The sequence below is a fragment of the Pedobacter sp. GQ55 genome, assembly GCF_059758925.1.
Map to the genome: position 1 here is coordinate 95,796 of NZ_JCAXEI010000012.1, position 26,994 is coordinate 122,789.

23 protein-coding genes are annotated in these 26,994 nt (G+C 41.9%); 11 read left to right on the plus strand and 12 right to left on the minus strand.

All coding sequences use genetic code 11. From position 1 onward, the window contains the following. The first annotated feature begins 29 nt into the window (after window positions 1–29). From AC6CH7_RS23060 to ppsA, 5 genes are all read left to right on the plus strand, one after another. The gene (locus AC6CH7_RS23060; protein WP_498264947.1) at window positions 30–1,496 is read left to right on the plus strand and encodes a RagB/SusD family nutrient uptake outer membrane protein; all 1,467 of its coding nucleotides are present in this window, start codon (window positions 30–32) and stop codon (window positions 1,494–1,496) included. Window positions 1,497–1,514: 18 nt separating this feature from the next. After that, a complete protein-coding gene (locus AC6CH7_RS23065; protein ID WP_498264948.1) occupies window positions 1,515–2,210 on the plus strand; it encodes a hypothetical protein in 696 nt (231 codons plus the stop codon). Between the two features lie 18 nt (window positions 2,211–2,228). Continuing rightward, window positions 2,229–3,206: a DUF5007 domain-containing protein gene (locus AC6CH7_RS23070; protein WP_498264949.1), complete on the plus strand. Its 978-nt coding sequence runs from the start codon at window positions 2,229–2,231 to the stop codon at window positions 3,204–3,206. Window positions 3,207–3,331: 125 nt separating this feature from the next. Then, window positions 3,332–4,834: an arylsulfatase gene (locus AC6CH7_RS23075; protein ID WP_498264950.1), complete on the plus strand. Its 1,503-nt coding sequence runs from the start codon at window positions 3,332–3,334 to the stop codon at window positions 4,832–4,834. 172 nt (window positions 4,835–5,006) lie between these two features. Next, the gene (ppsA, locus tag AC6CH7_RS23080; protein WP_498264951.1) at window positions 5,007–7,667 is read left to right on the plus strand and encodes a phosphoenolpyruvate synthase; all 2,661 of its coding nucleotides are present in this window, start codon (window positions 5,007–5,009) and stop codon (window positions 7,665–7,667) included. Window positions 7,668–7,688: 21 nt separating this feature from the next. Here ppsA and moaCB read toward each other — a convergent pair whose 3' ends face one another. The 10 genes from moaCB to AC6CH7_RS23130 form a co-directional block, all read right to left on the minus strand. Further along, entirely contained in the window at window positions 7,689–8,597 is a 909-nt protein-coding gene (moaCB, locus tag AC6CH7_RS23085; protein ID WP_498264952.1) for a bifunctional molybdenum cofactor biosynthesis protein MoaC/MoaB, read from the minus strand. A 1-nt stretch (window position 8,598) separates the two neighbouring features. Continuing rightward, window positions 8,599–9,039: a molybdenum cofactor biosynthesis protein MoaE gene (locus tag AC6CH7_RS23090; protein ID WP_498264953.1), complete on the minus strand. Its 441-nt coding sequence runs from the start codon at window positions 9,037–9,039 to the stop codon at window positions 8,599–8,601. A 10-nt stretch (window positions 9,040–9,049) separates the two neighbouring features. Beyond that, the gene (locus AC6CH7_RS23095) at window positions 9,050–9,283 is read right to left on the minus strand and encodes a MoaD/ThiS family protein (protein WP_498264954.1); all 234 of its coding nucleotides are present in this window, start codon (window positions 9,281–9,283) and stop codon (window positions 9,050–9,052) included. Window positions 9,284–9,350: 67 nt separating this feature from the next. Continuing rightward, the gene (locus AC6CH7_RS23100; protein WP_498264955.1) at window positions 9,351–10,529 is read right to left on the minus strand and encodes a molybdopterin molybdotransferase MoeA; all 1,179 of its coding nucleotides are present in this window, start codon (window positions 10,527–10,529) and stop codon (window positions 9,351–9,353) included. A gap of 6 nt (window positions 10,530–10,535) precedes the next feature. Then, on the minus strand, window positions 10,536–11,516 hold the full coding sequence (gene moaA, locus AC6CH7_RS23105; protein ID WP_498264956.1) for a GTP 3',8-cyclase MoaA: 981 nt from the start codon (window positions 11,514–11,516) through the stop codon (window positions 10,536–10,538). Between the two features lie 2 nt (window positions 11,517–11,518). After that, window positions 11,519–12,103, minus strand: a complete 585-nt coding sequence (locus tag AC6CH7_RS23110; protein WP_498264957.1) for a nucleotidyltransferase family protein — start codon at window positions 12,101–12,103, stop codon at window positions 11,519–11,521. Then, window positions 12,100–13,209 carry an XdhC family protein gene (locus AC6CH7_RS23115; RefSeq protein WP_498264958.1) on the minus strand — a complete coding sequence of 370 codons (1,110 nt, stop codon included), beginning with the start codon at window positions 13,207–13,209 and terminating at the stop codon, window positions 12,100–12,102. The genes AC6CH7_RS23110 and AC6CH7_RS23115 overlap by 4 nt, the downstream gene beginning before the upstream one ends. A 13-nt stretch (window positions 13,210–13,222) precedes the next feature. Beyond that, window positions 13,223–15,379 (minus strand): molybdopterin cofactor-binding domain-containing protein, encoded by a 2,157-nt coding sequence (locus AC6CH7_RS23120; RefSeq protein WP_498264959.1) that lies wholly within the window; start codon window positions 15,377–15,379, stop codon window positions 13,223–13,225. 15 nt (window positions 15,380–15,394) lie between these two features. Beyond that, on the minus strand, window positions 15,395–16,009 hold the full coding sequence (locus tag AC6CH7_RS23125) for a hypothetical protein (RefSeq protein ID WP_498264960.1): 615 nt from the start codon (window positions 16,007–16,009) through the stop codon (window positions 15,395–15,397). Next, complete coding sequence (locus AC6CH7_RS23130) at window positions 16,006–16,479, minus strand: (2Fe-2S)-binding protein (RefSeq protein ID WP_048903171.1); 474 nt, start codon at window positions 16,477–16,479, stop codon at window positions 16,006–16,008. Before AC6CH7_RS23130 ends, AC6CH7_RS23125 begins: the two co-directional genes overlap by 4 nt. A gap of 272 nt (window positions 16,480–16,751) precedes the next feature. Here AC6CH7_RS23130 and mobA point away from each other — a divergent pair, with 272 nt between their 5' ends. The 5 genes from mobA (at window position 16,752) to AC6CH7_RS23155 (ending at window position 21,727) form a co-directional block, all read left to right on the plus strand. Further along, the gene (gene mobA, locus AC6CH7_RS23135; RefSeq protein WP_498264961.1) at window positions 16,752–17,339 is read left to right on the plus strand and encodes a molybdenum cofactor guanylyltransferase; all 588 of its coding nucleotides are present in this window, start codon (window positions 16,752–16,754) and stop codon (window positions 17,337–17,339) included. A gap of 96 nt (window positions 17,340–17,435) precedes the next feature. Beyond that, complete coding sequence (gene fdhD / locus AC6CH7_RS23140) at window positions 17,436–18,332, plus strand: formate dehydrogenase accessory sulfurtransferase FdhD (RefSeq protein WP_498264962.1); 897 nt, start codon at window positions 17,436–17,438, stop codon at window positions 18,330–18,332. Window positions 18,333–18,385: 53 nt separating this feature from the next. Beyond that, entirely contained in the window at window positions 18,386–18,736 is a 351-nt protein-coding gene (locus tag AC6CH7_RS23145) for a DUF7009 family protein (RefSeq protein WP_498264963.1), read from the plus strand. 3 nt (window positions 18,737–18,739) lie between these two features. Further along, window positions 18,740–21,079 carry an FdhF/YdeP family oxidoreductase gene (locus AC6CH7_RS23150; RefSeq protein ID WP_498264964.1) on the plus strand — a complete coding sequence of 780 codons (2,340 nt, stop codon included), beginning with the start codon at window positions 18,740–18,742 and terminating at the stop codon, window positions 21,077–21,079. A gap of 18 nt (window positions 21,080–21,097) precedes the next feature. Continuing rightward, entirely contained in the window at window positions 21,098–21,727 is a 630-nt protein-coding gene (locus AC6CH7_RS23155; protein ID WP_498264965.1) for a hypothetical protein, read from the plus strand. Here AC6CH7_RS23155 and soxC read toward each other — a convergent pair. Both soxC and AC6CH7_RS23165 read right to left on the minus strand, forming a co-directional pair. Next, a complete protein-coding gene (gene soxC, locus AC6CH7_RS23160; protein ID WP_498264966.1) occupies window positions 21,714–22,958 on the minus strand; it encodes a sulfite dehydrogenase in 1,245 nt (414 codons plus the stop codon). The two genes, AC6CH7_RS23155 and soxC, sit on opposite strands and share 14 nt — an antisense overlap. Before the next feature lie 6 nt (window positions 22,959–22,964). After that, window positions 22,965–23,555, minus strand: a complete 591-nt coding sequence (locus AC6CH7_RS23165; RefSeq protein WP_498264967.1) for a c-type cytochrome — start codon at window positions 23,553–23,555, stop codon at window positions 22,965–22,967. Window positions 23,556–24,006: 451 nt separating this feature from the next. Here AC6CH7_RS23165 and AC6CH7_RS23170 point away from each other — a divergent pair, with 451 nt between their 5' ends. Further along, window positions 24,007–26,994, plus strand: coding sequence for a SusC/RagA family TonB-linked outer membrane protein (locus AC6CH7_RS23170; protein WP_498264968.1), 2,988 nt, complete (start codon window positions 24,007–24,009; stop codon window positions 26,992–26,994).

The window sequence follows — 26,994 nt, forward strand, 5'->3', positions numbered from 1 at the left end:
TAGTTTTATCATTTATTAAATATGAAATCATGAAAATACATTTCAAAAAACATATTACAAGGCTTTTGCTTTTTATGCTAGTCATCAGCGCTGTTGCTTGCAAAAGAATTCTGGACCTGGAACCCCACAATTCGACCTTTACCGGAGCTTATTTTACCAATGGACAAGATGCAAATAGTGCTATTTCCGGAGCATACTCTTCGTTACGAAGGGTGCTGTTGAACAATTATTCGTGGCATGTATATGGCGATGCACCTTCAGGTGAATTCAGCATCAGATCTGACAGGGACAATCAAAATTTTAACATTTCAAATGGAGAATTTACTGGTTTAAACGTAGGTTCCGGGAACTGGAACTGGCAGTCCTATTATCAACTGTTACAGCAGGTGAATTTGATAATTAACAAGGTTCCCGGTATCGCAATCGAGAAATTTACCAATCAGGATGATAAAAAACGTATCATAGGCGAAGCTTATTTTCTTCGTGCTTTCACTTATTTCTACATGAGCAGAATATGGGGTGATGTTCCGTTGAGACTTGAACCTGATCTTGATATTAATCAGGCAAAAAATATCCCTCGTACACCTGCGGCCGAAGTACTTGCTCAATGCATCAAGGATCTTGAGCTTGCCAAAGCTAATCTTGTTTTTGGTTACAGTGATGAAAATCAAAGAGCTGTAAGGGCAAATAAGGGAAGTGCACTTGCTTTGGAAGCACACATAAAAGCCTGGACGGGAGATTACGCAGGGAGCGAAATCGCTTCGGATGATGTAATTAAGAATGGAGGGTACGCTTTAAGTGACTCTACAGACTATTCAAAAGTGTTTATCGGTAAATCTCTTGAGGGCATCTTTGAGATCAACATCAGCTATGGGCAAAGTGAAGGTATTTCTTTAAACGGAGGAGGGTATGCGCCAACGCTTAGGAGACCTTATGTAGCCAACAAAGCAGATATTCAATGGCCGGTAAATACCTCGTACATCAATAAAATCTATAAAGACACTACTGACATCAGGTATAAAACTTTCTTCTTCCAGGCGCAGTCGTCCGAGGGGCAGACCATTAAATTCTCTAATGTAACCTATGCTGATGGTTCGGCTAAAAATGATCCGAGGCTATCCAACAACCTGATCATCTTCCGTCTGGCCGATATTTATTTGCTAAGGGCAGAAGCGTTGAACAAATTGGGTCGTGATGGTGAAGCGGTTATATTGCTCAATGCCATCAGAAAAAGGGCTAAGCTCGCCGATTATGCCGGGGGAGGCACGGCTTTGGGTACAACAATTCTTGAAGAAAGGCTTCGTGAACTATATTTCGAAGGCCAGTCTTACTACGATATGGTAAGAACCAAAACACTTCCTACCTATAATGAACGCTTTAAAGACCAGTTCATGAATGGCACTCCTGAAGGTGGTTGGCTATGGCCAATAGACCCCGGAATGTTCAAAGACGACTTTACGTTAACACAAACGCCATACTGGCAAGGAAGGCTTTAATCATTAAATGAATCAGACATGAAAAAAATAATTATGATATGCATTGCAATAGTCACGGTGGTTACTGTTTACTCTTGCAAGAAAGATTATGTGATCGGTGGTAGTCTTTACAATCCTAAGGTTGATATGACCACATACGATTACCTAAAAACCAAAAAGCTGTTTGATACACTCATCATCATGGTAGATCGTATGGGTTTAAAAGATGAAGTAAATGCCAGTGGGACAGTTTTTGCTTTAACTAATTACGCCATAAGTAATTATGTTAAAGAAAAACAGGCGCATCTGCGTATTAAACTAAATGATGAGAACCTTGTTTTTACCTTCGATTCTCTAAAGCTCCCAGAGCTTAAGGATTCTTTAAGGGCTTACTTGTTTAAAGACAGACTTCCTGTAGAGGCACTAAGTGAAGTGGGGAAATTAAGGAAATCTAACGATGGGGAATTCAGGCTAATTCAGGCCATTCCAACAACAGATTATACCGACCCTAACATCTTCCCTGTTAAACCAAAATATGTTTACCTCACTAAAATAGTTAAAAAGGAGGATGGAACGGGTACCATCCCTACTGACTCTACGCAACTCCCATTGGTTGACCCTGAACAATTGCTGCAGGCGCGTGTGCAGACCTCGGGGATCATCACCAACACCGGTGTGATACATGTGGTAAATAACAATCACACCTTCACCTTTTTTGGTGATATCAAGAATTAATGATTTTAAGCTAATAATATGAAAAGATATATAAAACTTATAGCACTCGGCTTTGTAGCGATGGGGATCATATTCTCTTGTAAGAAAGTCGAAAACGGTTTTCTCAGCAATCAGATCAGATACCGGGATAGCCCAATAAAAATTCAAAAAGGCATAACGGTTCAAACTAAACCGGTAGACAACGATGGCTCTAGTGCACCGGTAACTTATGAATTGTTAGATATTCGTGATGCAGTTACAAAAAAACATGCAGAACTATTATATACAAACTACGAGCGGTATATTTTTATCTCTCAGTTTGATGTGAATAGGGACACAACTGTTGAATTGCTAAATAAACACAGGCAATTATTAAACGCACCGCCGGTTGAATTTAATACACATACCGGAGCATTTACTTTTTATGGAACAACCGCAAATGTGTCTGTTGGGACCTATGAATTTGATATCCGGGCAACCAATGAGAATGGTTCAAAGGATTTTAAAAACATTGGCCAGTTTTCTTTATATGATGGGCCGGTAGCGGAACAATCTGCCGGGGGCGGTGCCTGGTTTAAGGATGGGTCCAGCGAGTCTGGAGATATTGGAGAACCAGAAGTTAAAATTAAAAAGACTTCCAACGAGGGTACTTTGATCATTCTAAAAATAGTAGATAAAAATGGCACTCCATTTAACCCAAAGAAAAATGAGTTCATTAAACGTGGAGACAGGAATAGCTTTGATACTTTTGCCAGATTCCATCCCCTTGTATTAACGGATTCTACAATGGCCTGTAACTTTGAAGTAGTTCCATTTCCGCTTGTTGCAGGGCCTCCTGGACAGGGTTATACCATTTATTACAGAATTCCCGGCAACTTTGCCAAACTCGACCCCGGTCTTACTCCAACTCCAGATCGAGGCTATAGCATTAACCCGCGATTTACTTTCCGAATCTATCAGGAGGGAACTTATGAAGTAACGGTTAGGATTAAAAATGCGACAAGAGATGTCTTGTAGCAAGTAGTGCACATCAGAAAAGGGTGCCAATATTTCTTTGGCGCCCTTAATAAGAAATTTCTATCGGCCTTTCTTGACCCAGTCATCTCCATTATTTACTACTTTAGCTATAAAGTATTTAGAAGATGAACGTTGTCAAGATAAAACAGACTGTAGTTGCACTACTGTTGCTATTTCCCGGACTGGTCTTTTCGCAGGGAAAGGCACAACAGAAGAAGCCAAATATCATTTATATCTATGCAGATGATTTGGGCTATGCTGAGATTGGCCCATACGGACAGAAAAAGATTAAGACCCCTAATTTGGATAAACTGGCCAAAGAGGGGATGAAATTCACTCAACATTATACCAGTACACCAGTTTGTGCACCCGCCCGTTGTATGCTTATGACAGGCAAACATGGTGGACATTCCTACATTCGTGGCAACTATGAAATGGGTGGTTTCCCAGATAGTTTGGAAGCAGGGCAGATGCCATTGCCCGAAGGAACATTTACAATTCCGAAAATGTTAAAAGAAGCTGGGTATGTTACAGCTCTAACCGGCAAGTGGGGTTTAGGAATGAACAACACAACAGGATCGCCGTTAAAGCAAGGATTCGATTATTATTATGGATACCTGGACCAAAAGCAATCCCATAATTTTTATCCCTCTCACCTTTGGGAAAATGATGAGAAGGTGGTACTTGATAACCCTTACATGTACGTCCATAAAGGCCTCGATTCTACAAAAGCGACCGATAAGGATTTTGATTATTACAAAGGTAAAGTGTATTCGCCAGGCATGATGACTAAAAAGGCGGTTAATTTTATTAATGAGCAAAAATCGAAGCCGTTTTTCCTATATATGCCTTATACTATTCCACATGTTTCGTTACAGGCGCCTGATGAGTATGTTAAAAAGTACATTGGGCAGTTCAATGAGCATCCTTACTACGGACAACAGGGATACGCGCCAACTAAGTATCCGTATTCGACCTATGCTGCTATGATCAGTTATCTGGATGATCAGGTTGGGATTATTATGGCCGAAATTAAAAAGCTAGGGCTAGATGACAATACGATCATTATGTTTTCAAGCGATAACGGCGCCACATTCAATGGTGGGGTAAATGCTAAGTTCTTTAATAGTGTCGATGGCTTGCGTGGGTTAAAGATGGATGTATATGAAGGAGGGATCAGAGAACCATTTATTGCAAGGTGGCCTGGTAAGATACCTGCAAACACGACCAGCGATTTTGTATCTGTACAGTTCGACATGATGGCTACTTTTGCCGCGATAACGGGTGCAAAACCGAATAACACAGATGGTATATCGTTACTGCCAACCTTGTTAGGGAAAAATAAAGAACAGAAGCAGCGTGACTATATCTATTGGGAATACCCTGAAAAGGGTGGACAGCTGGCAATAAGGATGGGGGATTGGAAGGGTGTAAAAGTAAATCTTCGCAAGAACTTAAATAATCCATGGCAGATCTTTAACCTGAAAACAGATCGGAATGAAACAACAGATATTGCTTCCGAACATCCTGAATTAACCAAGCGTTTTGACGAGATCGTTCAGAAAGAGCATCAAGTTTCTCATTTACTGGAATGGGAGTTCTTGGAAAACAAATCTGGGAAAAAGTAAGCTGGAGTCGATTTAAACTAGAATCCTGCATGGTTGCGATTACGCTCTGTTTGTATAGATAAAGTTGATACTTTTCTCATTATTGCGCTTGAAAAAATATAGTTAAAAAAGGGCATTTTGATACGTTATAACTTATATTTTTGGCTTTGCACATCTCTAAAAAGCCGTCAGTATGATACCGGATAACAAACTCAACTCAGCAAAAAAGCCAGGAAACACCAACACATATGTAATTGGTTTTCGGTACATCGACAGATCAAGTTTTATGACTGTAGGAGGCAAGGGCGCCAACCTGGGAGAACTTGCCGGAATCGAGGGAATAAGCGTGCCGGAAGGTTTTTGCGTGACCACCGAAGCGTATAAAAGAATAACTGAAAATAATCAGATGCTTAACAGTTTACTGGATGAATTAAGTCATCTTAAGGTAGAAGAGCGAGTTAAAATCAGCGAGCTTAGCAGCAAAATACGTAAGGTTATAGAAGGAATATCCATTTCTGAAGATATTGAAGAAGAGATTGTGGGGTTTCTCACAAAGTTTGAGGAGAAGGATGCCTTTGCTGTACGATCCAGTGCAACGGCGGAAGATTTGCCTACGGCATCATTTGCCGGGCAGCAGGATACTTATCTGAATATTATTGGTAAGGAGGCAGTCTTAAAATACATCAGCAAATGCTGGGCGTCCCTGTTTACAGATAGGGCTGTAATTTATCGTTTGCAGAGTGGATTTGACCACAGGAAGGTTTACCTGTCGGTTGTTGTTCAGAAAATGGTTTTCCCGGATGTGGCGGGAATTATGTTTACAGCAGATCCGGTTACCTCAAACAGAAAAATAGTATCTGTTGATGCCAGTTTTGGATTGGGTGAAGCGTTGGTTTCGGGAATTGTGAATGCGGATAATTACAAAGTTTCTGAGGGCAAGATTATCGATAGGAAGATATCCAGTAAGAAACTGGCTATTTATGCCTTAAAAGAGGGAGGCACAAAGGAGCAGAAAATCGGACCGGATCAGCAGAACGCCCAGGCGCTGACGGATAAGCAGATTTTACAGCTGGAACGTATGGGTAGAAAGATCGAAGCGCATTTCTGTAACCCACAGGACATCGAATGGTGTTTGGTGGATGATACGTTTTATATTGTACAGAGCCGGCCCGTTACTACCTTATACCCGATTCCCGAAGCGAATGATCAGCAGAACCATGTTTATATATCTGTTGGCCATCAGCAAATGATGACTGACCCCATGAAACCACTTGGATTGTCCTTATGGCAGTTAAGAGCTGCCAGACCCATGTTTAAAGCTGGTGGGAGATTGTTTGTTGATGTTGCAGATAGCCTGGCTATGCCTGCTGTCAGGGAAAATTTATTAGAGGCGATGGGACAACATGATCCACTTATAAAAGAGGCCCTTCTGACCATTACAGAGCGAGGGGATTTTATAAAATCGTTACCAAATGACGAAAAAGCACCGATGCCTGTTAAAAGCACTAAGGGTATGTCTTCCGTGGATATTTTAGCGCAAGTGGGAAACGACCCGGCAATCGTTTCCGATCTGATTAGACATAACGAGACGTCAGTAAAATTGCTAAAACAAAACATCCAAACGAAATCAGGAACGAATCTGTTTGATTTTATTCTGGATGATATCCAGCAATCAAAGAAGACAATATTTGAGGCTCAACATATGGGTGTGATCATCGCTGCAATGAATGCCTCATCGTGGCTCAATGAAAAGATGAACGAATGGTTAGGTGAAAAAAACGTGGCAGATGTACTTTCTCAATCCGCACCAAACAACATCACTTCAGAGATGGGTTTGGCACTATTGGATGTGGCAGATGCAATCCGCCATTATCCGGAAATAATTGAATACTTGCAACAGGTAAAAGCAGATGATTACCTGGACGAACTTGTTAAGTTTAACGGTGGACAAGATGTCCGGAGCGCTATTGATGCTTATCTAGATAAATATGGTATGAGATGTGCCGGTGAGATCGATATTACCAAAACCCGTTGGAGCGAAAAACCCAATATACTTGTCCCGATAATTCTGGGTAATATTAAAAACTTTGAATCCGGGGCCGGTAAACGGAAGTTTGAACAAGGACGGCAGGAAGCTCTAAACAAAGAAGAAGAATTAGTAGGCCAGTTGACGTTATTACCAGATGGTGAACAAAAGATCAGGGAGACAAAACAAATGATCAGCCTACTCCGGAATTTTGTAGGTTATCGGGAATATCCAAAATATGGTATAGTTAATCGCCTCTTCGTTTATAAGCAGGCTTTGCTGAAAGAAGCCGAACAACTCGCACAAGCCAACATCATTCCCCATAAAGAAGATGTTTACTATCTTACTTTTGAGGAATTTCGCGAAATGGTACATATCCATAAACCAGACAACCAGCTCATCAGCAACCGAAAAGATGAGTTCAAATCATATAAAAGACTAAACCCGCCAAGGGTAATCACATCAGACGGTGAAATTGTTTCGGGTACATACAAGCATGAAAACCTTCCGGCGGATGCTATTGCAGGTCTGGCGGTTTCTACAGGAGTGATAGAGGGGAGAGCACGTGTAATCTTAAATATGGAAGATGCAAACCTGGAAGACGGGGATATATTGGTTACCACCTTTACCGACCCCAGCTGGACACCCTTATTTGTATCGATAAAGGGTCTGATTACCGAAGTTGGCGGAATGATGACTCATGGAGCAGTAATTGCACGCGAATATGGGTTGCCGGCAATTGTTGGAGTAGACAATGCTACGAAGCTGCTCAAAGACGGTCAGCGTATCAGGCTGAACGGAACCGACGGATATATTGAAATACTTTAGGGAAAAATTGGAACAGAAAGTCTAATGTTTTTGTCCCTTATTTATCTTAAAAAGGTGTAATAGTTGCGGGAATAAGGCGGACATATATTCCTCTACTCCAGTTTTCGAGCCTGGAAACGTGAGCACAAGTGTTTCGCCTATAAATCCGGCAACGCCACGGGATAACATGGCGTAAGGCATACGTTCCTGTCCGTATCTTCGCGCTGTTTCCATAATTCCATCAATTTTACGTTTAATTAAGGGGGTAATGGCCTCTGGTGTAACGTCTCTAGGAGAAAGCCCGGTACCTCCTGTGAAAATCAAGAGCTGATATTCAGTTCCGCAGAGTTCAATAGCCTTTTCTTTGATACTGTCGACCTCATCTGGCAGGATCTCATATTTGAGCGTTTCAATGCCAAGTTGCTCCAGTAACCCAATAATGGTTTTTCCGGATGTATCCTGAGCCTTACCCGCGAATATAGAATCAGAACAGACTACTACAGCTGCCTTGATATCCGGAAACTGTAAATTCTTGTGGTCAGATTTACCACCGGATTTTTTTTGCAACCTGATGTTTTGAATTTCTACACCCTTATCGATGGGTTTGAGCATATCATACATGGTGAGGGCAGTAATGGAGGCACCATGCATGGCTTCAACTTCTACACCTGTTTTGTAAATAGTATGCACTTCAACGGTTATATGGATGTTTAGCCCCTCAATTCCGTAGGTGATGGAGGTATATTCTATTGGAAGGGGATGGCAATCGGGGATGAGGTCGCTCGTTTTTTTTACACCCAAAAGTCCGGCTGCACGGGCAAATTCGAAAACATCACCTTTGGGTATTTTTCTTTGTTCAATGGCTGCAATGGTTTCCGGTTTAGAGACTTTTACAGTAGCAGTTGCAATAGCTATTCTTAGTGTGCTTGATTTTTTTGTAATGTTTACCATATTAGCTATTCTCTTTCCATTGATGTGTATCGTCTTCAAATATTTCTTTGCCCCAAATTGGCAGTTCTGCTTTTAATCTTTCTACGATTTCTGCACAGGCATCTATTGCTGGTTTACGGCGTGTAGATGAGGTAAATACAAAGAGACAGATCTCACCCGCTTTTATTGTGCCCAGGCTGTGGTAAACATGCATGCAATGAAGCGGGTATTTTTGAAAAATATCTTCCCTGATCTGATGCATTTTCTCTAGTACCAGCTCCTGGTAAGCTGTATACTCAATGGCTGTCACAAGCTTTCCTTCAATCTCATCTTTCCGCACTTGTCCCATAAATATGCTGTGACCGCCTATAGTTGTTTTTGCACTGTGTTTGGAAATACTATCAGCTATGAATGCAGGCTCGATCCTTCCGTTAATAAATATGTTTTTTACTTTTCTTTCCACTTTTATGGTATTATCCTCCTGAAAAAGGCGGCATGATGCCTACTGTATCTTGATTTGAAATCACCGTATTCTCCTGAACAATATCCTTATTCAGGGAAAGTTTATATTTCATATTGCTAAGCAATGGAAATGATGTTTCCAGATAAGCTTTTAACTCATCGGTATTGCGGATATCAGAGATTTCAATCTTCTGATGCGTTATAAATTCGGATATTTTTCCAAAACTGATGATCTGAATTTCCATAATGCTAATTTACCCTTAAAATGCTGATTTTTCTAATAAATTGCAAGATAACCACCCAGCGATGGTCTTAATTAGGCAATTGCATAATGGTTACCACATCTCCCTGTTTGAAATCCTGCTGTTCTTCGGGAAGGCAGATCAGGCAGTTTGCCAGTGCAAAAGAGCTTAACCGAAACGACTCCTGGGCATTTAATGGTGTTGCCTTGCCATTTTTGTAACTTCCCTTAAGGAAATGGGTAAGACCAGCCGGTTTCTGATAGTCATGCGTCAGTTCGGCACTTATTTCTTTTACACTATTTTCTTTGTGCGAAATTGCTTTCAGAGCCGGCAATACATAATTGTAATAGCAGTTAAGAACCGAAGATGGGTTTCCCGGTAGACCAAATATCAGTTTTTGATCTTTTTTTCCGAAAAATAATGGTTTACCCGGCTTTTGCTTTACTTTATGGAAGATCTGCTCAATCCCACATTTCTTTGAGGCTTCCAGTACGAAATCGTAATCTCCTACGCTCACACCACCGGTAAGCAGGACAACATCATGTTCCTGTAATGCCGACCTAAGCACATCTGTTAGTATGTCCAGATTGTCATCAGCCGCTGTTACTTCAATTTCAGTGATTCCTTCATTTTTTATTGCGGCAGTTAAAGAATAGGAGTTAGATTCATATACCTGACCAAAACTAAGTTCCATCCCGGGTTGTTGAAGTTCTTTGCCTGTTAAAATGATGGCTACCTTAGGCATCGGAAAAACCTCCACATCATGAATACCAATTCCGGCCAGAAATCCTACAGCGGCAGGGCCTAGCAGGGTTCCTTTTTGCATGGCAAGTGCTCCGGCTTTAATCTCCGATCCTATTTGACGAACATTTGCTCCCGGCAACAGTTTTGGATCCTGAAGCGTGATCTTATTTCCTTGTCTGCTGATCTTTTCCTGCATTACCACTGTGTCCGCGCCTTCAGGCAGGGGAGCTCCGGTAAAAATCCTGGTGGTTTGATTGGCGTCAATGGACAACAATTGGCTGGTGCCAGCGGCCATTTCTCCAACCATATCTAATTCTGATGAGGAGTCCTGATAAACCAAAGCATATCCATCCATAGATGATTGTTTGAAAGCCGGAATATCATAGCGCGCATAGATATCTGCAGCTAAAATGTGTCCTGAAGCCTTTTTTAGACTTAATTTTAGGGCTTCCAGCGGCTGAGTATGATCTGAAATCAGTTGTTTTGCCTGGTTAACGCTTATCATCTTAAATTATCCTCCTATGGTAATCATACTTCTGTTCTTGATGGAATCCGCATCAAGTTTTTCGAAATGCTCAATAAGCTGTCCGCCAAGTTCTTTTTTCTTACTCCAGATAGAAGCTTGGATCAATGGAAGAATGTCTTGATTGTTTCTTAAAGGGCCCAGTAGGTCTGCCTCTCCATCAGAGAAGAGGCAATTTTTGAGCTTTCCATCAGCAGTCAATCGCATCCTGTTACAAGTACTGCAAAACGGTGCTGTCATGGTGCTTATAACGGCAAAAGAACCTTCGTGTCCCGGAATCATGAAACTTTTTGCCGTATCGTGTGGTGCGGCTTTAACCGGAAGCATCGTGAAATCTTTAGCTATGGCAGCCAGTATTTCATCAAGGGAGAACATTTTATTACTGGTCCATTTGTTCCCGCTGAATGGCATAAATTCAATGAACCTGATTTGGATAGGATTATGTTTTGTCCAATCTATAAAATCTTTAATTTCATTATCGTTGAGGCCTTTCATCACTACCATATTTATTTTAACGGTAATTTTGTGATGTAAAAGCAGTTCTATATTGCTGCGTACCTGATGGAACAGGTCTCTACGGGTAATGAATAAGAATTTTTCTGGCTGAAGGGTATCAAGACTAATGTTAACTGTTTTAATTCCGCCTGCAATTAGTGCAGGGAGCATTTCTGCGATACGCGTTCCATTGGTGGTGATCACCAATTCTACCGGAAGCTTGCCTAAAGCAGTTATGATCGCGGCTGCATCTTTACGCACCAAAGGTTCTCCACCGGTTAACCGGATTTTTTTAACACCCTGTTCTACAAATATTTTTGCAAGCTGAACAATCTCTTCTGTCTGCATCAACCTTGAAGCTGGGGTAAAGTCATATTCTTCCTCTGGCATACAGTAGAAGCAGCGGAAATTGCAGTTATCAGTAAGTGATATCCGCAGGTAATCGTGCACTCGTCCAAAAGAATCTGTTATCATTGCTATTTAATTAAATTATTGTAATCCGTTTCTGTATCTATATCTATATGTCCTAACTCAAAGGGGATAGTTTCTGTATCCTCCATGTTTAATTTTACAATGCTTTTTGCCCCTGTATTGCCCGTAAGAGATAAAAGCTTTTCAAAGTATTTTTTACTGAATAGGGCAGGAGTACCTACCGTTTCAGCATAACTACTGGCAATAATGCCTTTACTGCTCAGCTTACGCTTTTCAAGGAGTTTCTCAAAGATTTTTGAAGTAATGAAAACCTGATCCGCGACCGCAATGATTACGTTTTCTATTTCCTTTGATTGGTTCCCTATCGCAGACACCCCTGCAGCAATACTCGAGGATATTCCTGTTTGCCAGTTAGGATTGACAATATACGCAATTCCCAGGTAAGTGTTATGGTTTAATATTTCTTTTGAATAGGCACCAAGAACCACAACAGTTGGTGTATTGGGTATTTTTAAGGCTTCTTCGGTTACCAAATCCAACAATGTTTTGCCCTTATACTTTAAGAGTTGTTTTGGCTGACCCAGCCGACTTGAGTTCCCCGCCGCCAATATGATGATCCCCGTGTTCATAAATTTGAATAGACATGGATTGGACTCTTTTTTACTTTCAGAGAATTTGCCGAAGCACCCGAAAAAACAGATTTAATTTCTGCAACAATAGAGATGGCGATTTCTTCTGCAGTTTCTGCTCCGATATCAAGGCCAATCGGTCCATGTACCCGGGATTCGTTTTCTGGGGTATTCCTGTTCAGTTCATCGAGCATTCTGATCAGTTTCTTTTTAGGTCCAAGAACACCAATGTAAGGTGCATTGGTTTCTAGAAGGAGATTCAGGAGTTCAAGATCATAATTGTAGTTGTGGGTCATCAGCACGAATGCCGTTTGTTCATCTATCTGTATTTGTGATAGAAGTTGCTCCGGCTTGCTGACCAACACGTGGTTTGCATTTGGAAAACGTATTGTTGAGGCATGAGTAGGTCTGCCATCAGCAATGGTTACTTCCCATCCTAAAAGATAAGCTACTTCTGCCAAGGGTTGCACATCGTTTCCGGCACCGGCAATAACCAAAGAAACAGATGGCCGGATAAACTCTAAAAAACCGTCTATATTTTCTTCAGTAGTTTGATAACTGCTGAAAACCGAAGTCTTATTGTTCCATACCTTAGCAACATCATCCATTATTGATTGTTTTATTTCTATGGGGATATTGGATTGGAAGCTATCTTTTCGGTAAAGCATACTTGTGCCTGGTTGCGCTTTTGAATTTAAAGCGAAAAGTGTGACCAAAACCGCATCTTCACGTTTCTCGCTCAATGCAGTTAAAATGGCTATTGGATTGAGTTCTTCTTCTTCAATAATCGGTTCAAAAAGGATATGGACAATGCCATTGCAGCCCAGTTGTACGCCAATCTTTGCGTCCTCTTCATCGGTTGTGTCATAAGTGATGAGCTTGTTTTCCTGTTGCACAATGGCCGAAAGTGCTTTTCTTAAGGCATCGCCTTCCAAACAGCCTCCGCTAATGGCACCTGTAAGCTGCCCGTCTTCCGTAATCAGCATTCTGGCACCTGGTCTGCGATAGGAAGACCCTTCTACCTTTACTACGGTTGCCAGTGCTGTCTTTTTGTTAGCCTTCAATGCTTTTTGATAGGCCCTAAGTATGTCAGCAATTTCGTTCATCAAAATCTCCTAATTAAACAGCGCTTAAATCAAATGGAAGTTTTCGTATCCGCTTCCCTGTTAAATCAAATATGGCATTTGTAAGGGCAGGGGCAAAGGCCGGTAAACCCGGTTCACCAACTCCGCCTGCATCTGCCTCGTTTTCCATAATGTGCACTTCTATAGGTGGTATGTCCGTAATTCTTGGCATTTTATAGTCGTAGAAATTTCTCTGTTCTACCAGCCCATCTTTAAATGTGATTTCGTGAATTGTAGCTGCACCTAATGCCATTACTATACTTCCTTCTACCTGGGCTCTGATGATATCAGGATTTACGTACCATCCACAGTCCATCACGGCCCAAACCTGATCTATTTTAATTTTACCACCAGCATCTTTGGATACTTTTACAATTTGGCCCACTGTACTGGAAAAGCATTCTGTAATGGCAGCGCCAAAACCTTCATTTTTCTTCCTTTTCTTCCAGCCTGAAACTTCTTCCATTTTGTCAATCAATCGCTGACATCGTTCATCCTGTAAATACTGTCTCCTGAGGTCCAGAGGATCTTTACCTGCTGCTAAAGCAACCTCATCCAGAAAACTTTCATAGGCAAATCCATTGGTAGAGGCATATACAGATCGCCACCACATGGTAGGAACAGGTGTTTCAAATTGTACTTCGGCAAAGCTGATGTTTTTGATGCTGTCGAAGTAAGGTTTAAGAAATCCTTCAGAGGTACTTCGGTTCGCCTGATCTGTTTTTCCACCTCTCCAATGGTCATTATTCTGACCTGACATGCGGAATTTGAGTGCAGTTACCTCTCCGTTATGGATGGCACCCTGGCACCTGTACGAGATGCCCGGACGGTATGGTCCTTGGGTAGCATCATCCTCTCTTGTCCACACCACCTGAACCGGAGCTCCGATTTCTTTGGAGATCATTGTGGCCTCATGAGGATAATCCATAAATGCTTTTCTGCCAAATCCACCACCCAGGAAAGTCATGTTAACGATGACTTTTTCTTTAGGTAGGCCCAATTGTCCACTGATGTAATCCTGTACCCATTCCGGAGCTTGGATAGGTCCCCAAATCTCCACCTTGTCTCCCTGATAATGCGCAACACAATTTACAGGTTCCATGCAGCTATGCGATTGATAAGGGGTCTGGTAAACTGCGTCAATGGTTTTTCCTTCCTGTTTAAGGATGTCATCTGGATTTCCTTGTTTTTTTAGGTACAAACCTTCCTTGGTTTGGAGGTCCTCTTGCTGGCGTTTATAGATTTCAGCTGTGCTGATGTGTTCAAAACCGGAATCATCCCATTCTACTTTTAATGCTTTTTTTCCCTGCATTGCTGCCCAGGTAGAATTTGCAACAACGGCTACACCCTCACGGAAAGTATTAAAAACGCCCATGCGAACTTTAAAAACCTTTGTTACTCCTGGTATTTTCAGGGCTGCACTGGCATCAAAACTTTTTACGATTCCTCGTAACCTGGGATTACGCTCAACAGTTGCATAAAGCATGCCTGGTAACTTCTTATCCAGCCCAAATATTGCAGTGCCATTTGTTTTTAGGGGGGTATCCTGTCTGTGTAGTGGTTTGCGGATCAGTTTATATTCGGAGATTTTTTTAAGGACAACTTCTTTCGGTGCTTCGAGTTTCGAAGCGTCTACAACGAGTTCTCCATAGTGAAATTTCTTTCCTGAAGCTTTGTGTAGCACGTGGCCTGATTCGGCATAGCAGTCAGTAATGGGCACATTCCATTTTTTTGCTGCAATGGTGATCAGCATAATCCTGGCCGTTGCGCTTAACTTTAATAAATTCTTATAAGAGCCACGTATGGTTGAACTTCCGCCAGTAATCTGGCTGCCGTACTTTTCTCTGTTACCTTGGGCGAAAACAATATTTACATCTTTCAGATCAACTTCGAGCTCTTCGGCAATAATTTGTGGAACAGATTGAAAAGAGCCCTGACCCATTTCGGCACGGTGGTTAAAAATAGTGACTTTGCCATCTGTATCTATATGGATCCAGGCGTTCAGTTCTACTTCTGATTTTGCTACCCCACTTGTATTCACGATTTCTGCTTCTTTGGCACTTGAAGGGAAATAGAAACCTAGGCACAATGCTGTGCCTGCCAGACCTGAAACCCTGAGAAAATCTCTTCTGGAAACTTGGTTTGTACTCATAGTTGTAGATTTAATTTATTTGCTTTTAGGAGCATATGCTCCGGTATTGATCCATGTTTCCCATGCTTTTTTGAATGCTGCATGGCTCATTGGTGGCTGTGAGCGTCCCTCTCCCGGATTCCATCCGGATAAAACCAACCCATCGTCGGCATGTTCCAATAGTTGTTTCATAGACTTATTGCCATTTTGCTTAGGGTTTACCAGTTGTTTCGCCAATTCATGTGCTGTTTTGCCCTGGAACACCATTTTCATATCTGCAGGTGGCAAATGCCAGTCTGGATTTCCCGGTGGGGTATGTAAACCGGGTGTATTGTTTGGCTGATGGCAGTTCGCACATTTCATCGCAAACATGCCTTTGCCGTCGTGTCCTCTTTTTGGATACATCTCATGCAGATGGCTGTCGTCTCCCTGTAAAGGGATATCTCCCGAAGGGTGGCAGTTCATACAACGTGGGCTCATTAAAACTTTATAAACCTGTTCAAAGGCTTTTACTGATGCTATGCTGTCCTTTTTAATTTTCTGTGTAGCCTCTCCAGAAACGTTGGGATGGTTGTTTACTGCATTCAAGCCGAAAGCCATGACTCCAACCATGGAGAAGATGACTGCCATGATAATTATTGATCTTTTCATTTTGTTCCGCCTTCCTTTTTATGCAGTTCTGCTGCTAAGTGAATCGCTTTTCGAATGCGGGGATAGGTACCGCAACGACAAATATTTCCAGACATGGCACTATCAATATCTTCATCTGTAGGATTTGGGTTTTCTCTCAATAGCACAGCTGCCGACATCAATTGACCAGAATGACAATATCCGCACTGCGGCACATTAACTTCATTCCATGCTAACTGTAGCGGATGGTCATTGTTTTTTGACAGTCCTTCTATGGTAACGATTTTTTTACCTTCCGCCCGGCTAACTTTGGTTACACATGACCGCACAGCTTCTCCGTTTAGGTGAACTACACAGGCTCCACATTGAGCAACACCGCATCCATATTTGGTTCCGGTTAGACCAACAAGATCACGAATGGCCCACAAAAGCGGCATATCTGGATCTGCATCTACCTCATAAGATTTTTGATTGATATTTAAGTTAATCATATGCTAATGGTTTTTGGTGATATTTCTCTATTAAAATACTGTTTTTTCTATTTATATTCTGCTATTAATGTTAAATCATGTACCTTATCCTTATTAGCTTGTCAGCCGGTTATGATACTTTTCATCTTCAGTTCTTTAATTCAAAGATCAAAATAACTAAAGGCATTAAGGGTAGATGGATTACGGGTATTACTACCAATATTACTGATTGAGATGATTTGATAACAATCGCACTTATAGAATGTTTAAATTTGTGTTCGTAAGCAAAAAATATGATTGGAGTAGTTCTTTCAGGTGGTCAAAGCATAAGGATGGGTAAGGATAAAGGTCTGTTGCAAAATGGGCAACAAACATGGGCACAACAAGCATTTGCTAAATTGTCATCATTACAAATCCCTGTTTCCGTATCCGTAAATACACCACAATTACCAATATACCAAACTGTTTTTTCTAACTCTTCATTAATCACAGACGATTCCGCCTTGTCTATCGGAGGCCCACTTAAAGGCATCTTATCCGTACACCTTATTTATCCGAATGAAGATTTACTTGTACTTGCCTGTGACATGATAAACATGGAAGTTGATCTTTTAGACTTCCTTGTTCAACAGTATAAGGATAAGCCGGCTGATGCATTGGTCTTTATGAATGAAATGCAATCTGAACCACTATGCGGCATATATTCAGCAAAGGCATTGGACAAGATATATGCCTTGCATATGAATCAAGAACTGCATAAGCACAGTATGAAATATGCGCTTGATCAACTCGACGTCCGTTACCTCCCTGTTTCTAAAAAGTGGAAGGCTTATTTTGATAACTATAACACACTAAGTGATTTAAATAATAGCCAAGGCTAATCGATCATTCTTTGATCGAATATCACTGATACAATTCTTTTTAGACTGATTTTTTCTTAATTTTAAGAACGATTATTTTATTAAAACCGTACGGAAATGGAGGATTTAGAATTGGTTTCCATTAAGCAGGTATTTGTCAGAAAGGTTAAGGGTTTAACAAGTTTACCGTTATCGGATCTACTTTCGGTAGAAGAGCCGCTTGAAATAAGAATAGCTTATGGCCCTCAGGCAGAGCGGATACAAAAGAATATATCTGTGACCATGCGCACGCCAGGTAATGATCTGGAACTTGCGATGGGCTTTTTGTTTACAGAAGGAATTATTTCTTCTTATCAGGATGTGACTGATGCCTATCACTTAGATATGAAATGTTCATCACAAAAGCAGAATATTGTGCAGGTGGAACTCGCTGAAAATTTCATGCCTCAGTTGCAGCAATCGGACAGAAATTTTTATACAACCTCTAGTTGCGGAGTATGCGGAAAAGGTTCTATCGAATCTATTAGGACGGTTAGCCCCTTCAGTAATCGGGATAAACCACAGTTAAACCTATCAACAGATATATTATATGAATTACCCGGAAAGTTAAGTGCAGTCCAAAGCGGATTTGCAGCTACCGGAGGCATTCATGCATCGGGCCTTTTTACTATCGAAGGCGATTTAGTTCTGTTACGGGAAGATGTTGGGAGACACAATGCACTTGACAAGTTAATTGGCAAGTCATTACTCAACGGCGACTTGCCATTGGATCGGCATATTTTATTGCTGAGCGGAAGGGCGAGTTTTGAATTAATTCAGAAAGCAGCCATGGCCGGTATTGCGATTGTTGCTGCCATTGGCGCTCCATCGAGTCTTGCAGTGGAACTTGCTGCAGAATTTGATATTACACTTTTGGGCTTCCTGAAAGAAGACAGGTTCAATATTTATAATTTAAGTAGTAGAATATTAATACCAACATCGCATGAAACCATCATGACTTCCCAAACCACATAGTGGTATGGAAAATCTGATAGGTTCATCACAATTGAAAAATAAATAATATAAAGATGAAAATTAGAATTAAAGGCAATTCGCTGAGATATAGACTGACCAAATCTGACGTAGCAAAACTGGGATCTGAAGGCTTTTTGGAGGAACGTTCTGAGTTTGTGGGTAAAACGCTGGTGTATGCCATTGAAACTATAGATGGTGGTAGCCTGTCAGCTGATTACATCGGTGACCGGATAGTCCTAAGCATACCAAAAACAATGGTTGATGAACTCAACAATACGGAGAGAGTTGGTTTTGATGATAAGGACGGTCCGGTTAGTTTACTCATTGAAAAAGACTTTACTTGTCTTGATAATGTTGAAGAGGACCAGAGTGATAATTTTCCCAATCCATTACTAAACAAATGAGCCATGGAAAAAGAGAAAAAAGAACCGGCTGCAGAAAATCCATACAAATTATTAAATCTGAAATTAACAAAGGTTGAAAAATGGGCTGCTGGAGTGCCTGCAGTGATCGCGGCATTTGGTGATTTTTTTGAGGAGGGGGTACCCATTCGTGGTACAAGAGCTTTGTTTAGGATGAATCAAATGGGAGGCTTTGATTGTCCAAGCTGCGCCTGGCCTGATCCAGATGATGACCGATCTCCTTTGGGCGAATATTGTGAAAATGGGGCGAAGGCTCTGGCAGAGGAAGCAACTACCAAAAAAGTTACTGCAGACTTCTTTAAAAAAAACTCCGTTTACGATCTGGCTAAATTAACGGATTTTGAAATAGGTCGTAAAGGGAGATTGGCCGAACCTGTTTATTTGCCAAAAGGCGGTACTCATTATCAGCCTATCAGCTGGGATGATGCTTTTAAAAAAATAGCGGAACACCTGAATGCAGTAGAAACACCGGATGAAGCTGCTTTTTATACCTCTGGCAGAACGAGTAACGAAGCTTCATTTTTATATCAGCTCTTCGCAAAAGAATTTGGTACCAACAATATGCCAGATTGCTCTAATATGTGTCATGAAACATCGGGTACTGCTTTGTTGCCAACCATTGGTATTGGAAAGGGAACTGTAAAACTAAATGATTTTTACGATACAGATGTGATTGTGATTATCGGGCAAAATCCTGGGACCAATGCACCCAGAATGATGAGCGCACTGGAAAAAGGTAAAAAAAACGGAGCAAAAATCATTGCGATTAATCCTTTACCAGAAGCTGGATTGATGGGGTTTCATAACCCACAGCAAATAAACGGCATTATTGGAAGTGGCGCTAAGCTTGCAGATCTTTATCTGCCTGTAAAAATAAACGGTGACATGGAGCTTTTAAAAGCTATCGGGCTCCTGCTGATTGATTTTGAAAAAAAATCTCCGGGCGAGGTATTTGATCAAAAATTTATTGCGGATAAAACTATTGGATACGATGCCTTTATCGAACAGTTTGACCATTACAAACTGGAAGACCTTGCAGCTGCCTCTGGGGTATCACAAGCTGCAATTTATGAGGCTGCTCAAATGCTGGCATTCAAAAAGCGAATTATTTTTTGTTGGGGGATGGGGCTTACACAGCAACCTAACGGAGTAGAGATGATTCAGGAGATCGTAAACTTACTGTTGCTTAAAGGAAGCATAGGTAAGCCTGGTGCTGGTGTTTGTCCAGTTCGAGGACACAGCAATGTTCAGGGTAATCGTACCATGATGATTAACGAAAAACCCAGCAACGAACAGCTGGATCGCATTCAAAAAGTTTTTGGCTTTGATCCTCCCCGTGAACATGGATACGATGTGGTTGGGGTAATCAAAGCTATGCACGAAAGCAAAGTGAAAGTATTTTTTAGTATGGGTGGGAATTTTCTATCGGCTACACCCGACACTACTTTTACTGCTAAAGCATTAAGGAAACTTAACTTAAGCGTCTCTGTTTCTACCAAACTTAACCGAAGCCACCTGGTGCATGGGCAGGAAGCATTAATTCTTCCAACCTTTTCACGGAGTGATATCGACATGGTTAATGGTGAACCACAGTTTGTGAGTACGGAAAATTCAATGGGCGTAGTACAATCATCTAAGGGCATGCTAAAGCCAATATCGGATAAGCTCGTTAACGAAACACAGATTGTATGCCGCATGGCGATTGCAACCTTAGGGAGCAGGTCAGTTGTTGACTGGCAACGCTATGCCAATAGCTATGATGCGGTAAGAGAGGATATTGAAAAGTGCATCCCGGGTTTCGAGAATTATAATGTAAGGGTACGGCATAAAGAAGGGTTTTATCTGCCCAATGCCGCCAGGGAGGGAAACTTTATTACCAAGAAATATGGCGATCGGGCCCCATTTACCTTAACTTCCATACCAGAAAATGTACTTGCCCCTGATGAATATATGATGGCGACAACGCGTACGCATGACCAATTTAACACGACAATATATGGACTTGACGACCGGTACCGGGGGATTAAGAATGAGCGTAGGGTAATATTTATGAATCAAAAAGATATTGAGAAAAGGGGATTTGCAGATGGCGAAAAGGTAGATTTGTTTAATTATGAGAATGGCACCGAACGGATCGCTCCATTATTCATTATCGTTTCATACCAGATACCAGAGAGGAACACCATGACTTATTTTCCTGAAACCAACGTGTTGGTTTCCATTAATAATGTTGTTCGGGGAAGTAATATGCCAGCATCAAAATTTGTTAAAATTAAGATCAAAAAGCATAATCCTAACATATACGAATTGATAGACCAATTATGAGTAACTGATGTAGATATCATGGGAACAAATCATAACAATGATCCGGGAGCAAGTCATGTTCCTGAACAGCAGAGCGGAACGGAAATGAATGCCGTAGAAAAGGTCGAACTAGCCTCGATAGCCGAGGCCGTAGATTTTTTTAAGATTGTGAAGGAAAGGTTGCTGGATGTAAACCAATGGACAAAGATCGCAGGTACTGAAATGTCAAATTTTTACCTTACCGATTCCAGTGGTCATCAGGTAAGCAGATTTGCAATAGATGGCGATCATATCAAAATTGATATTCCTGGTCCGGGAACTGTTACAGGCAAAGGCTATGATTGGGTTCGGATTGAACAGATTGTAACCGAGGAATTGGATAATGCTGAAGTATTGAGCATCACGGTACGGCCGTCAGCTAACCCTTTAAACGACAAAGAGGATACAGCGCATTTTCTCACAGAGGAGGCGACCTCTACCTTTCAGGTCAAGCGTATCGGCAGTATTGTTAGTGCAGAGGAACACGGCAGGAATGAGATGCCTAATACCGGTACAGATAATACCCTTGATAACATCCGCAATGTATTTGTCGGCTGGGGTGCTAAAATTGGGTTGTCTTATCCTCAATGGAAAGCCCTTGTAAAAGGGCTGCTAACTATTCGGGCTTAAACAATGTGCTTCCGTCTATTTTGATCTGCCATGATGTAATAGGATTCATGTGGTAACCACCCATAGCGGTGCCACGTGCCTCAGCCAATTGCTGAAGGGTTGGCTGTACATATCCAGTTTCATCAACGGCGCGGCTTAATATTTCCGTTGGATTGCCATCCCATCGCCAGAGGTGCCTGAAATAAGTATGCGCCTTGCTCAGCACCGGATCTTGTAATCTGGCATCCTGCCAGGTTTTCCCCGCATCAGTACTCACTTCAACCTTTTCAATTTTCCCTCTTCCACTCCATGCAATTCCCCTGATCTCGACCCAGCCAGGCATTATCTTTTGAGGATAAGAAGGAAAAGTAATGATCGACCTGGCATCCATTTCAAAGCTGAACATTCGTATACGGTCTTTTACCGGGTAGGTATATTTTGAAGTTTCTTCCCTGGTCATATAGGGCTCATCTGATAATTCTATTCTTCTTAGCCATTTGATGTTCATGTTGCCTTCCCATCCTGGGAGCAGCAGACGTACCGGATATCCTTGTTCTGGTCTGATGGCCTCTCCATTTTGTGCATAAACGATCATCGCATCGTCCCATGCCTTTTTTACCGGAACGCTGCGGGTCATGACAGCCGCATCTGAGCCTTCTGCCAGGAACCATAAAGCCTTTGGATCAGCACCTACTTCATGGAAAAGGGTTGACAACATAACTCCGGTCCATTCGCTCTGACTGGTAAGCCCTAGTATCTCCTGTGGAGTTAATTCTTCCTTTCCTCCGCGAAAATTACCGGCACATTCCAGGAAACAGATTCGGCTCACAGCGGGAAAGCGCTTCAGCTCTGCAAGTGTAAATTTCATTTGACGCTCAACCATTCCATGGATCAGCAACTCATATTTTTGTGGGTCAATGACCGGTACGCCGGCATGGTGTCTTTCGTAATGAAGATCGGAAGGAGTGACGGTGCTGTGAAAATCCTGCAAGGGGCTACGTGAAGAGGTCTCCGAAAACTTGCGTACAGGATGCTCAAAAGTTGAGCGCTTGCCTTGTGCACTTGGGCCGGGGCCTATTGTTTTTGTCGGATCTTCAGGTGGTTCAGGGGCAATATGCGGCCCTGTTTGTACGTGTTTTGCAAATACCGAACTCACTGGTAAAACAGCTGCAGCAACCATACCGCCAAGCAAGGTCCGGCGGCTTATCTTGTTGGATTTTATAACTTGTTTGTCTTTTTTTTGCGCTTTCATTATTCCTTACCTGACTTCAGGCCCTCCTTTACGGTCATCCATAATGAACAGTTTCTTTGCAGGCATAACGATACCCGGTAATGTTTTTGCATTCAACTGCTGACGTTGTTTAATGATTTTATTGGCATAAAGAAGATAGGCAGTAATGCTGTATACCTCATTGTCGGTCAATGATCCGGGTTGGTTATAAGGCATTGTTCTACGGATATAGTCAAACAGGGTAGTAGCATACGGCCAGTAATTTCCGATGGTCTTAGGCCTGCTCTTCGCTAAAGTATCGCTAACCAGAAGGGGCGCAGGGAGTTTGATTTTTGAAAGATCTGTATCGTTATTGCCATGGCAAGCCATGCATTTTGATGTATATATTACTTTACCTTTTAATACATCACCTTGCCCCGCAGGAAGTCCTTTTCCATCTGGACGTACATCTATATCCCATAAGGCAATTTCTGTTGTTGTCGCCAACCTGCCAAAGCCGAATCTTGAAGGATAACTGGTCTCAGTTTTATGCGTTGAAGGGAGGGGCTGCTGGGCAGATACCTGATGAAATAAAATCAGACCTAGAAGGGCCGTTCCAACAACAATTTTTATTTTCATTTCTAATTTACAATTGACCTTATGACGGCCAAATATAATAAAATCTAGTAAATCGATAGGATTAATTTGTTTTTGTGAAAAATGCCGCTACATTTGTGGAAAAAGAATCAATTACTATGATTAAATAGACACATGGAAAAACAACTACTCCACAAAAAAGAAGACACCACATCTATTCGCCTGAAGTTGAAATTCTCAGCTTACTGTTGTTGCTGTTTCGAGCAATAGCGTTTTTGTTACTCCCTTAAAAAAATAAAGACAGGATAAGATCCTGCCTTTACGCTGGCCATCAGTATGCAACGCCAATCACCTACTGAAATGCCACTAGTTTCAACCAACGATTAATTAATTAAAACTTTTTAAAGTTATGCAAAATTTTAAAAGGGAGAGGCCTTTATTTAGCGCTGGCTCCTTTGTTAAAAAGACATTATTGCTATTTAGCAGTCTAGTAATGTTTTTATTTATCCCATTGATCTCCAGATCACAGACCAACACAATCGTCAATTCTACATTAAAAGGGCAGGTCATAGATCAGGTTACCAGAAAGGGAATTGCCGGTGCCAGTGTAAGTATTACCGGTACCACGCATTCAGTGCAGACCGACAAAGATGGCAGATTCAACTTTGTAACTGGTCAAAAGCTACCCTACATCTTGATTATTAGCTTTATCGGGTATGAGAAAAGAGAGATCATCGTTAAAACTGAAACAATAGAAATAGAATTAAAGGAGGTTACCAATCAATTAAATGATGTGGTAGTAGTGGCGTACGGTTCGCAGGAACGCAGAAACGTAATCGGATCTGTTGTAAAAACCAATCTTGATGATGTAAAGAACATTCCCGGTGGTAGCTTTGAATCGCAGCTTCAGGGAAAAGTAGCTGGTGTACAGATCACCAATAATACAGGTGTGCCGGGTGAGACTGTAAACATTCGGCTGCGTGGTGCTAACAGTATTAATGGCAACAACAATCCTTTGTATGTGATCGATGGCGTATTTATAAGTAATAGCAGCTTGCAGACTTATGATACAGGTGGTAAATCCACATCGCCTATTGCCGACATTAACCCGAACGATATTGCGAGTATTTCTGTGTTGAAAGATGCTGAAGCAACTGTGCTTTATGGGGTTAGGGGAGCCAATGGGGTTGTTATCATTACCACCAAGCGTGGTAACTTTAACCAGAAGCCGAAGCTTGATCTGAATGTAAATAATGGTTTTGCAAAAGCCATCAAACTATGGGATCTGGCTACCGGACCGCAACATGCCGAATTGATTAATGAGAATTACATCAATACTGGTGGAACTTTTGCTACCCGTCCGTTCCGCCCTGTTTCCGAAGGTGGCAGAGGCTTACCTGAAGAGCAGCAAACTTACGACCGCTTGGGTCAGGTTTTTCGTACTGGTGCACTGCAGAATTACGACCTTTCTTTGACAGGTGGAAACAATGGAACCAAATATTACATTTCTGCGGGGTACAACAAACAGGAGTCTATCCTGGCGCCTATATCTTTCGATCGTGCCAGCTTCAAGGCAAATTTTGATCAGAAGATCACCAATAAAATAACAGTGGGCATAAGCAATACCCTGGGCAGGACACACCGCAATGAGGGCCGGGCAGGAGATGGGCCAGCTGGTGGTTTACTTCAGGCGGCACTACACACGCCTACATATCTGTCACCTTATAATGCACAGGGAGTTTTGGTAGGTCGAGCTGGCTTTGATAACGTACAGCTTTTGCTTGAAAATTACGACATCAACTCTACCAGTTTACGTTACATTGGTAACCTATATGGCGAGGCAGAAATCTTGCCGGGGCTGAAGTTTCGTTCCAGTTTTGGTTTGGACTATACCAATTATCCTGAATCTGAATATTGGAATACTTTCCTGATCTTGGGAAGTCCGAATGGTTTGGCTACTTCATCTGTCGGTCAGCGCACCTCGCTGCTTAATGAACAAACACTTTCCTATAGTTTTAAGGTTAATGATAAACATACATTCGGCATTTTAGTGGGCAATACACTGCAAAGCGATGTCAGCAGTACCACTTCGGCTACCGGCAGGGGCTTTGCCAACAATTCGTACAAGGTTATTTCCTCGGCTGCGGTAACTACTGGTTCAGAAAGGTGGTCAAGAAGGAATCTGGCTGCCTTCTTTACTAAGCTGGATTATAATTTCGATGGCAAATACCTGCTTGATTTCAGTCTGCGTGCGGATGGATCATCTGCATTCGGAAAGGATAAACAATGGGGATATTTCCCTGGCGTAGGTGCAGCATGGCAGGTTAAAGAAGAAAACTTTTTGAAAAATGTGGACTTCATCACTGATCTGAAAATCAGGACCAGTTATGGTATTACAGGAAGCCAGAATGGTGCCGATGATTTTTCTTCGTTAGGCCTTTGGTCTGGAGGGTCATCATACCTTGGAAACCCAGGTACAGCTCCTCAGCAAATTGCCAACCCTGATCTTGGCTGGGAGCAAACCACCCAGTTCAATACAGGATTTGATCTCTCTTTATTTGAGGGCAGACTGGCATTTTCATTTGATTACTACAGGAAATACACCAGTGATGGCATAATTTCCAGCCCGCTAGCGGCTACAACAGGCTTTAGCAGTTATACTAAAAATCAGATAGAGATCAGTAACAGGGGCTATGAGCTGGGAATTAGCTCTACCAATATTAAAGGAAAGGACTTTAACTGGACCACCAGTTTCAATATATCCGGAAATAAGAATAAAATAGAGAAATTGTCTGCGCCGGTGAAGTTTGGAAGCAGGGACCTGATCTGGAATATAGAAGGAAGTCCTTTGTACTCCTTCTACCTATACAAGGAGCTTTATGTAGACCCACAAACGGGTAACGTGGTATATGATGATTACAATAAGGATGGAAAGATCACTGCTGCAGATCGGCAGATCTATGGCAGCGTATGGCCTAAGTTCTTTGGTGGTATGGGCAATAACTTTGCCTATAAAGGATTAGACCTGGGTGTGTTCTTTTCCTTCTCTTATGGAAACAAGGTGTATAACCACAACCGGTTTTTTGGCGAAGCCGGTGGAGCACGTGATGCGAACCGCATCATTTTTGCCAGTAACGTAGACAGGTGGCAGAAACCTGGTGATGTAACAAACACGCCAAGACCCGACGGAATTAACAACAACAATTATAAAGATGATGGCAGCCGTTGGCTGGAAGATGCCTCTTTCCTGCGCTTGCGCTCTTTGGTACTTGGCTATACACTCCCTAAATCCATTACAGAACGGGTCAAGCTGGATAGGGTAAGATTGTCAGTAACGGCGAATAACCTGTTCCTGATCACCAATTATACAGGCCTTGATCCTGAGTCTTCTGCCAGCAGTTCACAAAATGCGCAGGGGATTGATCTGGGTACACCACCACAGCCACGGAGTTTTCAATTTGGTATAAATGTATCCCTATAA

Excerpts from the sequence above, each read along its gene's own strand:
- AC6CH7_RS23060 (WP_498264947.1), top strand. The coding sequence starts at position 30 with ATGAAAATACATTTCAAAAAACATATTACAAGGCTTTTGCTTTTTATG.
- AC6CH7_RS23065 (WP_498264948.1), top strand. The coding sequence starts at position 1,515 with ATGAAAAAAATAATTATGATATGCATTGCAATAGTCACGGTGGTTACT.
- AC6CH7_RS23070 (WP_498264949.1), top strand. The coding sequence starts at position 2,229 with ATGAAAAGATATATAAAACTTATAGCACTCGGCTTTGTAGCGATGGGG.
- AC6CH7_RS23075 (WP_498264950.1), top strand. The coding sequence starts at position 3,332 with ATGAACGTTGTCAAGATAAAACAGACTGTAGTTGCACTACTGTTGCTA.
- ppsA (WP_498264951.1), top strand. The coding sequence starts at position 5,007 with ATGATACCGGATAACAAACTCAACTCAGCAAAAAAGCCAGGAAACACC.
- moaCB (WP_498264952.1), bottom strand. The coding sequence starts at position 8,597 with ATGGTAAACATTACAAAAAAATCAAGCACACTAAGAATAGCTATTGCA.
- AC6CH7_RS23095 (WP_498264954.1), bottom strand. The coding sequence starts at position 9,283 with ATGGAAATTCAGATCATCAGTTTTGGAAAAATATCCGAATTTATAACG.
- AC6CH7_RS23100 (WP_498264955.1), bottom strand. The coding sequence starts at position 10,529 with ATGATAAGCGTTAACCAGGCAAAACAACTGATTTCAGATCATACTCAG.
- moaA (WP_498264956.1), bottom strand. The coding sequence starts at position 11,516 with ATGATAACAGATTCTTTTGGACGAGTGCACGATTACCTGCGGATATCA.
- AC6CH7_RS23110 (WP_498264957.1), bottom strand. The coding sequence starts at position 12,103 with ATGAACACGGGGATCATCATATTGGCGGCGGGGAACTCAAGTCGGCTG.
- AC6CH7_RS23115 (WP_498264958.1), bottom strand. The coding sequence starts at position 13,209 with ATGAACGAAATTGCTGACATACTTAGGGCCTATCAAAAAGCATTGAAG.
- AC6CH7_RS23120 (WP_498264959.1), bottom strand. The coding sequence starts at position 15,379 with ATGAGTACAAACCAAGTTTCCAGAAGAGATTTTCTCAGGGTTTCAGGT.
- AC6CH7_RS23125 (WP_498264960.1), bottom strand. The coding sequence starts at position 16,009 with ATGAAAAGATCAATAATTATCATGGCAGTCATCTTCTCCATGGTTGGA.
- AC6CH7_RS23130 (WP_048903171.1), bottom strand. The coding sequence starts at position 16,479 with ATGATTAACTTAAATATCAATCAAAAATCTTATGAGGTAGATGCAGAT.
- mobA (WP_498264961.1), top strand. The coding sequence starts at position 16,752 with ATGATTGGAGTAGTTCTTTCAGGTGGTCAAAGCATAAGGATGGGTAAG.
- fdhD (WP_498264962.1), top strand. The coding sequence starts at position 17,436 with ATGGAGGATTTAGAATTGGTTTCCATTAAGCAGGTATTTGTCAGAAAG.
- AC6CH7_RS23145 (WP_498264963.1), top strand. The coding sequence starts at position 18,386 with ATGAAAATTAGAATTAAAGGCAATTCGCTGAGATATAGACTGACCAAA.
- AC6CH7_RS23150 (WP_498264964.1), top strand. The coding sequence starts at position 18,740 with ATGGAAAAAGAGAAAAAAGAACCGGCTGCAGAAAATCCATACAAATTA.
- AC6CH7_RS23155 (WP_498264965.1), top strand. The coding sequence starts at position 21,098 with ATGGGAACAAATCATAACAATGATCCGGGAGCAAGTCATGTTCCTGAA.
- soxC (WP_498264966.1), bottom strand. The coding sequence starts at position 22,958 with ATGAAAGCGCAAAAAAAAGACAAACAAGTTATAAAATCCAACAAGATA.
- AC6CH7_RS23165 (WP_498264967.1), bottom strand. The coding sequence starts at position 23,555 with ATGAAAATAAAAATTGTTGTTGGAACGGCCCTTCTAGGTCTGATTTTA.
- AC6CH7_RS23170 (WP_498264968.1), top strand. The coding sequence starts at position 24,007 with ATGTTTTTATTTATCCCATTGATCTCCAGATCACAGACCAACACAATC.